Origin of the sequence: uncultured Oceanisphaera sp. (assembly GCF_947495715.1) — a bacterium.
In the GTDB taxonomy this organism is placed as follows: Bacteria; Pseudomonadota; Gammaproteobacteria; order Enterobacterales; family Aeromonadaceae; genus Oceanimonas; species Oceanimonas sediminis.
Map to the genome: position 1 here is coordinate 13,093 of NZ_CANLZU010000005.1, position 15,789 is coordinate 28,881.

14 protein-coding genes are annotated in these 15,789 nt (G+C 49.1%); 4 read left to right on the top strand and 10 right to left on the bottom strand.

Features of this window, described 5'->3' with window-relative positions:
* Positions 1 to 136: 136 nt before the first annotated feature.
* The 4 genes from flgJ (at position 137) to Q0753_RS04315 (ending at position 6,179) form a co-directional block, all read left to right on the top strand.
* Complete coding sequence (gene flgJ, locus Q0753_RS04300; RefSeq protein ID WP_298717766.1) at positions 137 to 1,135, top strand: flagellar assembly peptidoglycan hydrolase FlgJ; 999 nt, start codon at positions 137 to 139, stop codon at positions 1,133 to 1,135.
* Positions 1,136 to 1,144: 9 nt separating this feature from the next.
* Positions 1,145 to 3,106 carry a flagellar hook-associated protein FlgK gene (flgK, locus tag Q0753_RS04305; protein WP_298717769.1) on the top strand — a complete coding sequence of 654 codons (1,962 nt, stop codon included), beginning with the start codon at positions 1,145 to 1,147 and terminating at the stop codon, positions 3,104 to 3,106.
* 9 nt (positions 3,107 to 3,115) lie between these two features.
* A complete protein-coding gene (gene flgL, locus Q0753_RS04310) occupies positions 3,116 to 4,387 on the top strand; it encodes a flagellar hook-associated protein FlgL (protein ID WP_298717772.1) in 1,272 nt (423 codons plus the stop codon).
* A 427-nt stretch (positions 4,388 to 4,814) separates the two neighbouring features.
* Complete coding sequence (locus Q0753_RS04315; RefSeq protein WP_298717775.1) at positions 4,815 to 6,179, top strand: UDP-glucose/GDP-mannose dehydrogenase family protein; 1,365 nt, start codon at positions 4,815 to 4,817, stop codon at positions 6,177 to 6,179.
* 98 nt (positions 6,180 to 6,277) lie between these two features.
* Here Q0753_RS04315 and Q0753_RS04320 read toward each other — a convergent pair whose 3' ends face one another.
* The 10 genes from Q0753_RS04320 to rfbF form a co-directional block, all read right to left on the bottom strand.
* Entirely contained in the window at positions 6,278 to 7,054 is a 777-nt protein-coding gene (locus Q0753_RS04320) for a cephalosporin hydroxylase family protein (protein ID WP_298717778.1), read from the bottom strand.
* On the bottom strand, positions 7,032 to 7,766 hold the full coding sequence (locus Q0753_RS04325; protein ID WP_298717781.1) for a WbqC family protein: 735 nt from the start codon (positions 7,764 to 7,766) through the stop codon (positions 7,032 to 7,034). The genes Q0753_RS04320 and Q0753_RS04325 overlap by 23 nt, the downstream gene beginning before the upstream one ends.
* Positions 7,766 to 8,908, bottom strand: coding sequence for a class I SAM-dependent methyltransferase (locus Q0753_RS04330; RefSeq protein WP_298717784.1), 1,143 nt, complete (start codon positions 8,906 to 8,908; stop codon positions 7,766 to 7,768). The genes Q0753_RS04325 and Q0753_RS04330 overlap by 1 nt, the downstream gene beginning before the upstream one ends.
* Positions 8,871 to 10,190 carry an FAD/NAD(P)-binding protein gene (locus tag Q0753_RS04335; protein ID WP_298717787.1) on the bottom strand — a complete coding sequence of 440 codons (1,320 nt, stop codon included), beginning with the start codon at positions 10,188 to 10,190 and terminating at the stop codon, positions 8,871 to 8,873. The genes Q0753_RS04330 and Q0753_RS04335 overlap by 38 nt, the downstream gene beginning before the upstream one ends.
* A 3-nt stretch (positions 10,191 to 10,193) precedes the next feature.
* Positions 10,194 to 10,952 (bottom strand): hypothetical protein, encoded by a 759-nt coding sequence (locus Q0753_RS04340; RefSeq protein ID WP_298717790.1) that lies wholly within the window; start codon positions 10,950 to 10,952, stop codon positions 10,194 to 10,196.
* 72 nt (positions 10,953 to 11,024) lie between these two features.
* Positions 11,025 to 12,134, bottom strand: coding sequence for a DegT/DnrJ/EryC1/StrS aminotransferase family protein (locus Q0753_RS04345; protein WP_298717793.1), 1,110 nt, complete (start codon positions 12,132 to 12,134; stop codon positions 11,025 to 11,027).
* Positions 12,131 to 13,354, bottom strand: a complete 1,224-nt coding sequence (locus tag Q0753_RS04350) for a class I SAM-dependent methyltransferase (protein WP_298717796.1) — start codon at positions 13,352 to 13,354, stop codon at positions 12,131 to 12,133. Before Q0753_RS04350 ends, Q0753_RS04345 begins: the two co-directional genes overlap by 4 nt.
* Positions 13,351 to 13,911, bottom strand: a complete 561-nt coding sequence (locus tag Q0753_RS04355; RefSeq protein WP_298717799.1) for a dTDP-4-dehydrorhamnose 3,5-epimerase family protein — start codon at positions 13,909 to 13,911, stop codon at positions 13,351 to 13,353. Before Q0753_RS04355 ends, Q0753_RS04350 begins: the two co-directional genes overlap by 4 nt.
* Positions 13,908 to 15,044 carry a CDP-glucose 4,6-dehydratase gene (gene rfbG / locus Q0753_RS04360; protein WP_298717802.1) on the bottom strand — a complete coding sequence of 379 codons (1,137 nt, stop codon included), beginning with the start codon at positions 15,042 to 15,044 and terminating at the stop codon, positions 13,908 to 13,910. Before rfbG ends, Q0753_RS04355 begins: the two co-directional genes overlap by 4 nt.
* Complete coding sequence (rfbF, locus tag Q0753_RS04365) at positions 15,005 to 15,775, bottom strand: glucose-1-phosphate cytidylyltransferase (RefSeq protein WP_298717805.1); 771 nt, start codon at positions 15,773 to 15,775, stop codon at positions 15,005 to 15,007. The genes rfbG and rfbF overlap by 40 nt, the downstream gene beginning before the upstream one ends.
* Positions 15,776 to 15,789: the final 14 nt, after the last annotated feature.

Genomic DNA, 15,789 nt, shown 5'->3' on the forward strand with positions numbered 1-15,789 from the left:
GAATGTGAGGAGTGAGGGGTAAATGGTGAGGGGGGAGGTGAAAAAAACGGCTGGACTCATCAGTTCGGTGTCTTGCTCCTCACTCCTCACTCCTCACTCCTCACTCCTCACTTCTCACGTCGAAAGGAGTAACGGCATGAAACCCACCGACTCATTCAATAACAGCCTGCTGGTTAACGACATTCAGGGGCTGGACAAGCTGCGGCAGCAGGGCTTTGAGCAAGACCGTGGCAAGGCGCTGGATGAAGCGGCGCGCCAGTTCGAGAGCCTGTTCACCCAGCAGCTGTTCAAGTCGATGCGTGCCGCCAACAAGGTGTTCGAGTCCAACAGCCCGATGAACAGCCGTTACACCCAGCATTATCAGGACATGCACGACCAGCAGATGTCCGCCGAGCTCAGCCGCCAGGGCAGTTTGGGGCTGGCCGATCTGGTTGCCCGCCAGCTGGGGGGGGAGCAAAACAAGGTGGAGCCCCCGGCCAAGCACTTTGAACTGACCGATGTGCGTCGAATTTCCGGCAAGGTGGTGCGGCCGCTTGAGCAGAGCCCGGACGACACGCTCGAGGTAAAACCGGACTTGAAACCGGCCGCAGAACAAGCCCGGCCGCCATTGCAGGCCGCCGCTAACAGCCCGGATACCGTTACCTACAACGCCAGCGAGCCGTTTCGCTCCCCCGAAGACTTCGTACGCCGCCTGTTGCCGGCGGCGACCGAGGCAGGCAAGCGCATGGGCCTGCCGCCCGAGGCCATGCTGGCGCAGGCGGCGCTGGAAACCGGCTGGGGTAAAAAGATCATCGGCCAAAAAAATGGTGACTCCAGCCATAATCTTTTCGGCATCAAGGCCGATAACAGCTGGAAGGACTCAAAAACCTGGGTCAGCACCCTGGAATATGAGCAGGGTATAGCCGTAAAGGTGCAGGCGCCGTTTCGTGCCTATGGCTCGTTCAACGACAGCTTTAACGACTACGTGAATTTTTTGCACGACAACCCGCGTTACGGCGAGGCGTTGCAGCAAACCGACTCGCCCCGGCAGTATTTCAATGCCTTGCAAGAAGCCGGTTATGCCACCGACCCCAAATATGCCGACAAGCTGAGTTCCATTTTCAATACCGTAACCCGACTGGCATCACAAGCATAAGGACACATCATGGCTGTTGATATGTATCAAACCGGCGTAAGTGGCCTGCTGGCGGCACAGAGTCAGCTGGCCACCACCGGCCATAACATTGCCAACGTCAATACCGAAGGCTTCAGTCGCCAGCGGGTAGAGCAAATGACCACGATGCAGATGTATTCGGGTGGTCAGTTTTACGGCACCGGCACTCGGGTAACCGACGTGACCCGCATGTATCAGGAATACGCCTTCAAGGACGTACTCATCAATAATACCGAGAAGGCGGGCGCAGAAGCCCTGTATAACCACCTGAGCTTTCTCGACAAGGGACTGACCAGCACCAACCAGGGCATTGCCGCCAGCCTGGATGACCTATACGGCGCCATTAACGCCGTGGCAGATAACCCCGGCAACCTGGGCAACCGCGAATTGATGCTGGCCAACGCCAACGACATTACCAACCATTTCAACGAGTATTACAGCGCGCTCGAACAGGAAATGACCATCAAGAATCGGGATATCGAATCCCGCGCCGAGCATGTCACGTCCATCACCGCCGGTATTGCCGAGCTTAACCAGCAAATCATGAATTCGGGCCTTAACGGCACCCCCAACGACCTGCTCGATCAGCGCGACCGACTGATCCAGGAGCTGGGGCAGGAAGTACAAATCACCACCATAAAAGACAACAACGGCATGATCTCGGTGATGCTGGGCGGGCGTGAGCCGTTAGTCAGTGGTAACCAGGCCTATGGCATGGAAGTAAGGCCCGGTTCACCGGATCCGCAACAAACCGAACTGTATCTGACCAGCCCCAACAACCCGGATCAGGCCACCCGCATCAAGGGCAGCCAGGCCCTGGGCGGAGAAATGGGCGCCCTGTTTCATTACCGGGATCAGGTATTAGGCCCCAACCTGAGCGACATGGGTAAAACCGCTATCGCCATTGCCGATGCCTTTAACCAGGTACAAAAGCAGGGCGTAGATTTAAACGGTGAAGCGGGCGCAAACTTCTTTAACGACATCAACGATCCTGATGCTCAGGCTCGCCGTTTTATCGGTAACAACCCGGCCATCAGTGGTGCGGTTGAAATTACCGATACCGGCAAACTCACCGGCGGCGAGTACACGGTTAAATATCAAACCAATGGCGATTATCTGTTAACCGATATCACCACCGGTGAGTCGTTCGGTATTAATGCAGCAGATGTAGATAGCTCATCACCCCCAGCACAAACCATTAATATGCCGGATCTGGGCTTCAGCTTTACCTTGAGCGACGTACCCAACACCGGTGATGAAATGCAGCTAAGGCCCACTCGTCAGGGCGGCAACGATCTTCAGGTAAATCTGAATACCGGTGACCAGATTGCCGTCTCCGGCTCGGTGATGGTGAGCCCCAATAAAGACAATACCGGCACCGCCAAAATCGGTATTAAGCTGGTTGAGCCCACGGCACCGGCCACTGCCATTGCTGAAGCCGACTACCCGCTGAGCCTGAAAGTGGAAGATGACGGAGCAGGTGGACTGGTTTATAACGTGCTCGATAAAAATGGCACGAGTCTGTTCAGTGGTGTGCCGGATGCCAATGGCAATATTGCCTTTAATGATGTGGAGTTGACCGTTAAAGGCGATGCCAAAGAGTTTGATCAGTTTGTTATCGAGCAGGCCCAAGGCTCGGGCAACAACACCAACGCCCTGGCCTTTGCCGAGCTGCAGAATAAAAAATGGCTCAACAACGGCAAGTCGACCGTCACCGACAGCCTGAATAAAACCGCAGTAGAGCTGGGCGGTCTCACCAAAAATCAGCGGGTAAAAGCACTGGCGGCCGAAGCGGCCTATGACCAGTCTTACGACCGCATGCTGTCTACCTCCGGAGTTAACCTGGATGAAGAAGCCGCCAACCTGCTGCGTTTTCAGCAGTCCTACATGGCCTCGGCCCGGGTGGTGACCGTGGCCTCCGAGACCATGAACACCCTTCTGCAGATACGCTAAGGAACCACGATGCGAGTAGCCAGTTTTCAGTTTATTCAGCGCAACCTGGACAATATCAGTGGCCGTACTTCCGAGGCCAACCGGCAGCTGGGGCAGCTGTCGTCCGGCAAGCGAGTGGAATACGCCAGTGACGATCCGGTCGCCGCTAACGGCATTCTCAACTACAAGCAGGAATTGCGTAAGCTCGACCAGTACCAGACCAACATCAACCTGGCCGAAAACCGGTTGCGCCGCGAAGAGACCGGGTTGACCAGCGCCGAAAACATTACCCAGCAGGTGAAGGAAATCATGCTGGGCGCCAACAACCCGGCAATTACCCAGCAAGAACGTGATGCCTATAAAGATGTGTTGCAAGGTCGTATCGATGAAATGCTTGATATCGCCAATACCAAAGACGAATTCGGTCAGGCCATATTCGGCGGTTTTCAAACCGACACAGACCCCTTTACCCGCCAGCCCGGCGGCAATGTGACCTATTCCGGCGACAGCGGTCAGCGGGAGATGATGGTGGGCGACAGCGTCAAGGTGGCTATCAACCACGACGGTGACCTGGTGTTTGGCGGCGTGCCCAATCCGCGTGGCGACTTTACTGCCAGTTATCAACTGGGTGATGAGACTAGAGAAGACCAGGTGCGGGTAGAAAGCGCTAACATCGCAAAGCGTGCCAATTTTAGTGACCAAGAGCGCTATACCGTCGAGTTTGTTGGCGTGATACCTGCCGATCCAGAGTCGGAAGAAGTGTTTTATCAGATTAAAGATGAGAGCGGAGCTGTTATCTTACCTACTGATCCTAACGATCCGCTAATGCAGTTAGCTTACGAACCGGGTAAGAAAATTGAGGTAGATGGTTTAGAGATAGTAGTAAAAGGCGAAGCTAAAATAGGCGATAAAATCGAGCTTAACTCCACGGTTCAAGACGGTACCGGTCAGGATGATCGCGGCGTATTCGACATTTTAAATCGAGCCAAAGAGTGGCTCGAGAGTGACGGCCATACCCCCAGCGGCCAGAGTGAAATGATCGACATCCTCGATGAACTGGACGCCATGGGCGGCCACTTCACTCAGGTACGCGCCGATACCGGTAACCGCATGCAGCGTCTTGATAACCAAAAAGAGACCCACGCCGACATGAGCCTGACGCTGGAGAAACTGCGCAGTGGAATGGAAGACCTGGACTACGCCAAGGCCACTGGCGAATTCAGCCAGACCATGGTTGCCCTGCAGGCCACCCAGACCATGTTTGGCAAGGTACAGAACATAAGTTTGTTTAATTACATTTGATGAAAAGTCGAGAGGTGTGAGGGGAAAGGCGTAAGGCGTGAGGGGAAAATTGGATTCGAACGAGGCAGGCTATCCCTTGTGGCTCGATTTGCCACGGGGGCTGATTTTGCGTAGGGTCGAATTTATTCGACCGCGTTAAACCAGGTGCCACGGCGCTTCAGTTGGCACCGCACTGCTCCTCCCCCTTGGCTGCGGACCAGCAGGCATAACGGCGGGTTTTCGCCAGGGAGAGGGGGGGCGATGTGCCTTGCACTCGGACCCTGCCGATTTGCGCCGGCTAAAGCGGTGCCTACAGTTTTATCTGGTCCGGTGCTTTGGAAATGCTGAATGTACCCATCCTTATGTTGTCGGCTCTTAACTCAGCAATAAATGGCCTATTTTTTGCTTTCTTAAATCATCTCTCCGGCACGGTAATCAAGGAAATCTCATGAACCTCACTATTTTTGGCTCGGGCTATGTTGGCCTGGTGGCCGCCGCCTGCCTGGCTGATGTAGGTCACAACGTGATGTGCATGGATACCAACCCCGAGCGTATTCGCGACCTCGAAAATGGTCATATTCCCATTTATGAGCCAGGCCTTAAAGAGCTGATAGCCGCCAACACAGCTGCCGGCAGACTGACCTTCACCGGTGACACCAAAGCGGCCGTAAATGCCGGTGAAATGCTGTTTATTGCCGTGGGCACGCCCCCCGATGAAGACGGCAGTGCCGATCTGCAATACGTATTGCAGGTGGCAGACAGCATTGGTCGTTACATGTATGAGCCCAAAATCATCGTCAACAAGTCAACTGTGCCGGTGGGCACCGCCGATAACGTATCCGCCGTCGTCGCTGAGCAGCTGGAGCAGCGAGGGTTAACCCTGCGCTTTGAGGTGTGCTCCAACCCCGAGTTCATGAAAGAAGGCTGTGCTATTGAGGACTTTACCCGGGGGCCGCGCATTATTGTGGGTACCGAGTCGGAATGGGTAAAGCATGTCATGCGCGAGTGCTATGGTCCCTATAACCGCAACCGCGACAAACTCATGTTTATGGGCGTGCGCGCCGCCGAGCTGACCAAATATGCCGCCAATGCCATGCTGGCCACCAAGATCAGCTTTATGAACGAAATGGCCAACCTGGCCGAACACTTGAACGTAGACATAGAAGAAGTGCGTCAGGGAATTGGCAGTGATCCCCGTATTGGTTACCACTTTATCTATCCCGGCTGTGGCTATGGCGGCTCCTGCTTCCCTAAGGATGTACAGGCGCTGTGCCATATAGCTGAGCAAGTGGGCTTCCCCAGCGAATTGCTGCAAGCGGTAGAGTCGGTTAACCAGCGCCAGAAAACCGTGTTGTTTAGTAAGCTGAGTCAGGCATTCAACGGTGATTTGACAGGTAAAACCATTGCTATCTGGGGCCTGGCGTTTAAGCCCAATACCGACGATATGCGTGAAGCGCCCAGTCGAGTATTAATGGAAGACTTGTGGCAAGCGGGTGCAAGAGTACAAGCCTATGATCCAGAAGCAATGGCTGAATGCGCAAGACTCTATCCAGATCAGCTGTTAGTAAATAACAGAGTTAAAAAAGATAACAGTAATGCTTCTTTACTTTCACTTTGTAAAAGCAAAGAACAAGCGGTACATCAAGCTGATGCCTTAGTTATCTGCACCGAATGGAAAGAATTTCGTACATTAGACTTCACCTGGATTAAAGAGAAGCTGCGTTCTCCATTAATTATGGATGGACGAAATCTGTATAGTCCTGAAATGGCAGCTATGGCTGGTATTATGTACTTTGGAATAGGCAGGGTTTAGGGTTAAATAAAATCTCAAATAAGCTCATGTCTTGTTAAAAGTAATGAGCTCTTTGTTAGGGTGAAACTTTATGAAAAATATTTGACTTAAATAGTGATTTACAAGCGCTTTAAAAAACCGCCGTTTGCAACGCTAATCAACAACTTAGCATCCATTCGCTCATCGGCCAAAAAATCATCGCATTTATTTAGAAATGCAGAAACAGCTGATTTGGGACTATTACCGGGTTTCCAAGGGCGATCTTGAAACATGCTTTCTGGCATATCTTCGACGATTGTGTCATAAACAATGCAGTAACTTCCTGGTGTCACCAGTGACGCATATGCTTCCAGCTCAGCCAGAACATGGTCATGAGTATGATTTGAGTCAAGACAAACCAGTATCCGCTGATACCCTTTGGCTGCTTCTTTGACCGCGTTAACTATTGATGGATCAATACTTGAACCTTCAAACATCTGAATTTTGTGCGACAATGGATGCTGTTCTATTGCCTCTCGATTATGCTGTCGAATATCTATATCGATGCCGATGACCTTGCGTTTGCTACTTTTTGGATCCAGTACTTGCCCTGATTCCACCGCATCAGTGTAATCTAACAAGGCCAGCAATGAGGCACTGACCATCAATGACCCACCATGAGCAATACCTGTCTCAATAATTAAATCCGGTTTTATTTTCCACACTAGCTCCTGTAATGCCCAAGCGTCATTCGGGACCTGTATTGCCGGGCGGCCTAACCAAGAAAAATTATAAACCCATTTGTGAGGAATAATTTCTCTGATCCAAATTCTTGATAATGCCTGGAGATCCTTGTCACTCATCAGGCTGTCTATATTACCTTGCACTTCAATCTCAAACTTCTCGATTTCGTTCATCGATAAAATCCTTCCAATTTCTTGTTCCTGAACAAATGACTTCGGCACCATCAGTTCCCATATTTGCAATCAAATCCAAGCTGCTGACATAAGGTGTGAAGTCACCGTGGTTCTGGGGGTAATATTTACATTGGTAATTCATATACTCAACGTTGATTCCATTATCTTCAAATAAGGAATGGTCAAGATAACGAGCTGCTCCATGGCCTGTTATATAAGTGGTTCCACCTAGAGCTTTTACTATTTCAAACACTCTAATACTACTGGATCCTGAAATTTTCAAATCGGCTACATCAATAAACTCTTTGTTATCTCTCAAATTAAAATAATTAAGAAAACTATACATTGATGCTCTGGCCAGATGTCCTACGTTTTTGGTGTCAGCATTTTGGTAACATGAGTGAGCAAGCTCAACTGCATGTTGGGAAAAGGGTGAGCCGGAGAAGCTTTCTTTCATTAAATCAATATGTGCCCGCTGCCAATTATGGTGTTGGCTTATTTTAATATTTTTAATTGCGGTACCAAGGTTGAACTTTTTTAGAGGTACAGTCATCCAACGTATCCCACTCGAAGTTTTCAATTGCACTCGGTTAACAAAGCTGCCTTTGGAGAACTGAACATCGTCGTAGTGTACAATTACATCAGCCAGACGAATTTGTTCAAGCAAACCAACCCAAGGGAAAAGCATAGATTGGGTTATAACAATATTCATCAGAGATCTCTTATTCGATGAATGTTGGTTGGGGAAATATTTTGAGAAATAAGCATTTCAGTTATTTGCTTCTCAAATGTCATGGAGCCAACAAAAAAATGAGAACTTGGATTTGAATCAATGTCATCGGGGCCTGATATGGGACGTTTATAGCCATCAATATACTTTCCAGTCCATTTTACATTTGAATCGAAAATTGGGCGGTTACCAAAATCGCCCACACTAGCCAAGTATGGAATGCAACGTAAAGGAACATAGAAGGCACACTGGCTACCATATTTATGGTAAAACCGAGAAAAAGCTTCTAGTTTATGTGAGGCACGCTCAAAAAAATCTGTGCATAAAAAGTGTCTTTTCGCGATATTGCTATGCTGAATCGACACTTTTCTGGCTACAACATGAAAGGTGTTGCCGTAATCCCCTTTTTTTATCTCAATCTGATTAAAACCGGCGTTACGTAAAATTAGGGAAATGGAATGTTCAGTAAACATATTGACATGCTGATGTTCAAGCATGGATATATCACCGATCTGAACAGATAAAGTCGAATTTGTTGTAGAGAAACAAAAAACGCCCCCCGGTTTTAAAGCATGGTAAACATGAGAGGAAAACTCAAGTACATTTCTGACATGTTCAAACACATCATTGCAGATTATTAATTCGGCCTCAGCATCAAGGGTTAAATCATCAAAGTAAGTTGATAATAGCTCAAAGCCAAGTATTTCACTCCATTTTTTTGAATAGTCGGAAGGATCTATGCCGACAACATTCCAACCATGTTTTTTCATAAAATTAATGGTGAAGCCAGCACCACAACCTATCTCATAAATTTTTTTAGGCTGGACAGAGTTGGCAACATTCAGAAAAAATTGATTGACACTTTTTCCATATGTGTCCAATTGTCCTGATTCAGGGTTGATAAAACCTATGTTTTCATTCTGTCCATATGCCTTTTCCAGATTTTTCCATTCGTCATCAGACATCATTAATTCTAGGAAATCAAATTCCAAATTGATGCTAATCCTTGCTGGAAGGCTTTGCTTGATTCCATTGATAGGGTCAGGTGATTGACTCATTCTCCAATAAAAAGGCATGTTTCCCAATTCAAGATAATTTTGATGCACACTCCAATGCTGCGTCATAAGCCGCTCCTATTGTATGATGGGAAAAAAACACACCCTTGTCTGTGCGCATTCCTGCGAAAAAAAGTGGTTTATCTTCAAAGTTTTTCCGTATGGCTGAAACTTCCAAATCCAACAGGCGAGCATTGGTTAAGGATGGAATAGGGACTTTCAGAGAAAGTGGTAGTTCATAGCTATCAATGACGGTCATTCCGCTTATCACGAGCATTAATTCATTACTAATGATGGCGCTGTCAGGTTTATGGTGAACAGGATGAATGACTTCGACTGCTATTATGTCGTTCAAATGTTTCAGTTTTTCAAAATTATAAGCTGAGTAGTTGACTATTCTGGTTGAGTGGAGGTGTGGGTCATGGCAAACTATATAATAGTCATCTATCGGTCTGCAGTGACTCCGATCCACTTTGAAATAGAAAATAGACAACTCGACATTATCCAGAGCGTCAGCCAAATCTTGTTGTAGCGTATTTAAAGGGCTGGCGATAATGCAAGCGTCAAAGTTGTCTTTAATTAACTCTGAACCATTATATAAAGATGAGTTAAAAAGCTTTATATCACTATTTAGAACCAGATTGATTCCTAGGCCTGAAATGGATTTTGCTACATCTTCTGTAATTATCATTGAACGGCTGCTAAAAAACAGGGCTTTCCTGCCATTAAAAACTTCACCCGCGGGCTGTAACTGTAAAGGATTTGCTACCAATTCATTCAACCTTGGATCTTTTTTCATTTCATCAGATCTGGTTTTATCCGCAACAACTAGGCGGCGTAGGTCAAAATAGCAATGAATCGATTCCGGGGTTAAATTTTCAACTGGGAATTTCCATAGTTTCTCCAGGATAGGTGAAATGACATCGGCACCCGTTTGTCCAAAGCGTTGATGCAATTCAGATAAGCAATTGCTGACATTTTCGATTCTTTTTTCTGAATCTAATAGATCTTGCATGATGACGTGTAGCGAGGAGTTACCTCTCAAGTCAGGATAAATGCTATCAACAAAGAGGGTGCGATTAAAGCAGCCGCCAATATCTGTATTCACGCCTTTTTGTTCGATAAAATTTTCCTTGCCAAATATGTCAGCCAACAACTTATGCTGTTCGTTAGTCACATAAAGGACATGCATACCAAGCTCACACAAGCCAAATGGCGTGTCTATCTTTGAAAACAAACCACCGACCGAGCGTTTTTTTTCAAAAATAGTAACATCCAACCCTAACTGTTTTAATTTAACTGCCGCAGTTAGTCCAGCAACAGAGGCTCCAATTATTGCAACTTTCGCCATGATTTAGCTCCCATAAATCATAAAGCTTAATTGAGGACAGAATGGGAATCTCTGAAGTGAAATTTCTTCAGGTTTAAAAACCTCATATAAAGCCTTGGTTTCTCCTGGCCAATTTGACTGGTTTAAATCTTCGAATACCAGTACACTTCCTTTTTGTAATCTAGGCTTTATCAAAGACAGGATTTTTACAGTAGGTTCATAGGTCCCCAAGCCAAAATTAGCCATTGCAATAATGGTTTCATTATGTAAATCAAGATACTCTGAGAATTTTTCAGATGCTTCACCTTCGAACACGGACGTATTTTTTACATGACCTAATGGCCGGTTCAAATCCAACAAGTTAATACCATCGATGATTTCTTCATAACCATTAGTATAGGTCATGCCACCGGTTTTCTTAAGTTCCAAATGTTCGCCGCCGATATCATTTCGTGATATTTCAGAAAAGCCGGAGAATGAGTCGAAACCCACAAATTTCCTGATGTGGTTGTAAGGTTCATAAATTGAGCTTAACTGTAACCAGGTGAAAAATGATCCACCATGATAAATACCGAAGTCAAATACAGAACCATGTAATGCTATTATGTTTTTATATATTTCAGCACGCGCCATAAAATAGGCAAGTGATTGTCGTGGAACAAACTTGGTGAAGCAGTGCATTTTCTCTCCAAAGTTTCCACTTGCATGCTCAAAATATCCGGGAAGTTCAGAGAAATATTGATGTTCATTTTTTTTGTAATTTTTTGGATTAGATTGTTCCATTAACTCTATCCTTAATGCTCATACTGAGCTAGCATAATTTTTTATAAAGTAAATCATCGTCCACGTAGAGTTTTAATCAAGCATGAGTTTTTCTATTACTGATACCACTCTTCTAATATCGTCTTCTGTCATATCAAAATAACTTGGCAGGTTTATTGCCCTGTTGCATATAGACCAGGACATAGATGATTCATCAGGCTGATCAAACATGGGAAGGTGGCTGAGAGGCCAAAAAAATACTCTCGCATCAATGTTTTCAGATGAAAAGGCGTGCTGTAATTTTTCTCTGGTTATGTGGCTTTCTGTGGAAAATACAGCAGTTGGCATCCAAGCTGAATTAAAGGTTTCTTCAGGCTCTGGATTTAGTGATATTTCAGGGTGGTGAGAAAGTAGCTGTTTATATCGGTGCAAGATCTCACGTTTTCTATTTATTATTTCATGAATTCTTTCCAGCTGTGCGCAGCCAAGTGCCGCCTGAATATTGGACATCTTATACTTAAATCCCAACTCATCAGGCCAGAATTGTTTCTGTTGACCACGTTTTCGACCATGGTTGCTGAGCGTCAATACTTGCTCGTACAGTTGATTGTTGTTGGTAACAAATATTCCACCTTCACCGGTGGTCATTGTTTTTGTTCCATGAAATGAGAAAACACCAAAGTCAGACATGCTGCCAGCTTTCTTACCATGACACTCAGAGCCAAGTGCTTCGGCAGCATCCTCAATTAATAGCAGTTTGTACTTGTCTGCCAATAATTTTAATTCTGACATTTGACAAAGATTTCCGTACAAATGCACAGCAATAATAGCTTTGGTATTTGCAGTGATTGACCGCTCCACAGCTGAAGGATCCAAGCACCAGCTATCTTCCAGAATGTCGACAAAAACGGGTTTAGCTCCCAAGTGAACCACTGGTGCGACACTGGCAATCCAGTTGCTGTCGGCAATAATCACCTCATCACCTGGACCAATGCCCAGCGCCGCCAGGCCCAGATGTAAAGCGCCGGTGCAGCTGGAGGTCGCCACTGCGTAGTTGACACCTAAATAACGGGCAAACTCATGCTCAAGTCGTTCAATATACTCATAACAACTCGCACCCCAACCATGAGTTACCGCATCCGTTACATAACGAATTTCAAGTTCAGTAATTGAAGGTTTGGTATAAGCGATAGGGTTATTCATGCAATGCTAAATTCCGGGATCATGGTCACGTAGCGGGTGTTTTCACCCAACACTGTTTTCAGCTGATTGATTATCTCTTGCCGAATATTCCAAGGTAGTACAAGTACATAATCTGGCTTTAAGTTTTTCAGCGTGTCTGGTGACAAAATAGGTATGTGGCTGCCAGGAAGATATTTACCCTGTTTGGATAAAGCCGCATCGACAACGACGGGAAGTTGTGAACGGTTAATGCCGGCATAATTGAGTAACGTATTACCTTTGGCTGCTGCACCATAAGCAATCACTATTTGACCATTTTGTACGCATGTTGTCAGGAAACTTTGTAAAATTTCTGTGATTTTGTTAACCCTGGCTTGAAAACCGCTGTAGCTATCAGAAGAAAGTAAGCCTGCCGCCATCTCTTCCTGAAGCAGTGTCGCGACTATTGGCTCAATTTCTCTCGGATCATGCTGGTGACAAATCCATAGCCTCAGGCTTCCGCCATGAGTGTGCAGTTGCTCCACCCTGAATACTTTTAATCCAACCGTTCTAAAAATATGGCAGGCAGTATGTAATGACAGGTAGGAGTAATGCTCATGATAAATGGTGTCAAACTGGCACAAAGTCAATAAGTTAAGGAGGTGTGGAAACTCGATGCTGACAGTGCCATCATCCGCCAACAGTAAGGCAATTCCTGCTACAAAATCATTAATGTCGGGCACATGAGCCAATACATTATTGGCAATAATCAAGTCTGCTTTATGATGCTGAGTGCACAGTTCTGATGCCAGTGCCTTGCCAAAAAACGCAGACACTACTTCAATGCCCTGTTCTCTGGCTATGGTGGCTGTCGCTGTGGTGGGTTCAACCCCCAAACATGGAATACCCGCAGCCAGATAGTTTTTCAGTAGGTAGCCGTCATTGGATGCGAGTTCGACAACAAAACTGTGTTGATCAAGGTTCATCTCCTCAATACTCTTGCAAACGAACGTTCTGGCGTGCTCTAGCCAACTGACAGACGTCGATGAGAAATAAGCATAATCTGCCGTAAACAGCTCTTCGGCTTTGGTGAAGTCTTCCGTCTGAACCAACCAGCAATGCTGACACACCCACACTTTCAATGGGTAACTGGGTTCAGGGCTGAACAGCCCTTCCTCCGTCAGATAGGCATTGGAAGGCGGCATGACGCCCAAATCAACCAGAGGCAAACTTAACTCATGCTGGCAATGGCGGCATTTCATCTACCTACTCCTTCAAAGCCGGATGAGATCAGGAGAAAAGCCTGGTCCCGCTCCGACAGATTTTTGACGGTCAGCGGCCAGGCAATGGCCAGGGCTGGATCGTCGACACGCAGTCCGGCCTCAAAGTCCGGCTCATACCCGGCCGAGTGGCAATAGATTAATTCGACATTTGGCGTCAGGGTCTGAAATCCGTGGGCGAAACCGGCGGGGATCAGTAGCGCACTGTCCTCGTTGGCGTTCAGGATTTCGGCATGCCAGCGCAGAAAAGTGGGTGAGTCGGAACGTAGGTCTACCACCAGATCCCAGATGCGGCCGTGCAGGCAGCTGACCAGTTTCATTTCTTCATGGGGCGGGCGCTGATAGTGCAGGCCACGCACCGTACCCTCGTGCTGGGTCACGCTGTGGTTGATTTGGGTCACCGGGCCCTGCCAGCCGGCCTGTTGCAGTGCCGTCGGGCAGAACAGGCGGCTGAAGCGGCCCCGATCGTCTTCAAAGCGGCGGCGGGTCAGGCGCTTCAGGCCCGGCAGCGGCAACTCGGTCACGGTAAAGGTGCTCATAAGGGGGAGGCCTCTTGTGCTGGCGCTATCCAGGACCGGCCGCTGCGGCTGGCGGCGTCGAGATACTGTCGCAGTTGTTCCCGTGTTTGGGCCTGGCCGGTGGCGTAAAAGTGCCGGTACCAGCCTGCCGTCATTTCTAAGGCCTGCTCCAGGCTCCACACCGGCTGCCAGTTGAGTTCAGTGTGGGCGAGAGCGCAATCGAGGTAGAGCAGTCGGGCTTCATGGGGCTGGGGAGCCGTGCCGGTGTGCCAGTCCAGCTCGGGCCAGTGTTGTTGCAGGCCGGTGAGCACCTGCTGCACGGAGCGGTTATCGGTGAATGCCGGGCCGAAGTTCCAGGCTTGAGCCGCGCTGGCGTCGCCTTTTAGCAGACGCTGTCCCAGCAGTAGGTAACCGGACAGGCATTCCAGCACGTGTTGCCAGGGGCGGGTGGACTGGGGCGAGCGGATTTCCATCGGCTGGCTCTGGGCCAGGGCCCGGACCAGATCGGGGATCAGCCGGTCTTCGGCCCAGTCGCCGCCACCGATGACGTTGCCGGCCCGGGTGCTGGCGATTAGCAGCGATGTCTGGGGCGGCCCGAAGGAGCGGCGGTAACTGTCGATCAGCAGCTCGCAGGCGGCCTTGGAAGCGCTGTAGGGATCATAGCCTCCCAAGGCGTCCGACTCCCGGTAGCCCCAGGCCCATTCCTGGTTCTGGTAGACCTTGTCGGTGGTGATCATGACGGCGGCCCGAACGCTGCTTACTTGGCGGCAGGCGTCCAGTACATGGGCGCTGCCCATCAGGTTGCTGGACCAGGTGTCCAGCGGCGCCCGGTAGGAGCGCCGCACCAGGGGCTGGGCCGCCAGATGAAAGACCAGTTCCGGTTGCACTTGTTCGGCCAGGCGCAGCACCCCTTCGGCATCGCGAATGTCGCCGCGCACATCGGTGGCGCTGGTGTTTAGCAGTTGCCAGTGGTTGGGGCTGGCTTCCGGATCCAGCGCCAGGCCGGTGACCTCGGCTCCCAGCTCGGTGAGCCAGGTGGTCAGCCAGCTGCCCTTGAAGCCGGTGTGGCCGGTGACCAGCACCCGTTTGCCTGCGTAAATATTGCCGAACTGGATCATGCCCAGCACTTCCAGGGCGGGGTGCCGGTGGCCCACAGCTCTTCCAGCTGGTTCTTGTCCCGCAGTGTGTCCATGGCCTGCCAGAATCCAGCGTGGCGGTAGGACATCAGCTTGCCCTCATGGGCCAGCCGATCCAGTGGCTCGGCTTCCCAGCTGGTCATGTCGCCGGCGATATAGTCGATGACCTCGGGGTTGAGTACAAAGTAGCCACCGTTGATCCAGGCGCCGTCACCTGCGGGTTTTTCCTGAAAGTTGTTGACCCGTTCCCCTTGCAAGTTAATCGCGCCGTAGCGGCCGGGGGGCTGAATGGCGGTGATGGTGGCGGGCTGACCGTGATTGTGATGAAAGTCGATCAGCGCACCGATGTCGATGTTGGACACGCCATCGCCATAGGTGAAACAAAAGGGCTTGTTGCCCAGATGTTCCCGCACCCGCTTGAGGCGGCCGCCGGTTAGGGTGTGTTCGCCGGTATCGATCAGGGTGACCCGCCAGGGCTCGACATAACGGTGATGCACCTCCATGCTGTTTTTCGACATGTCGAAGGTGACGTCGGACATGTGTAGAAAATAGTTGGCGAAATATTCCTTGATCACATAGCCCTTGTAGCCACAGCAGATGATGAAGTCATTAATGCCGTGATGGGAGTACTGTTTCATGATGTGCCAGAGAATCGGCTTGCCGCCGATCTCAATCATCGGCTTTGGCTTGAGGTGGGTTTCTTCCGAAATTCGAGTGCCGAGTCCACCGGCGAGTATGACTGCTTTCATGTCTATCCGTTTGC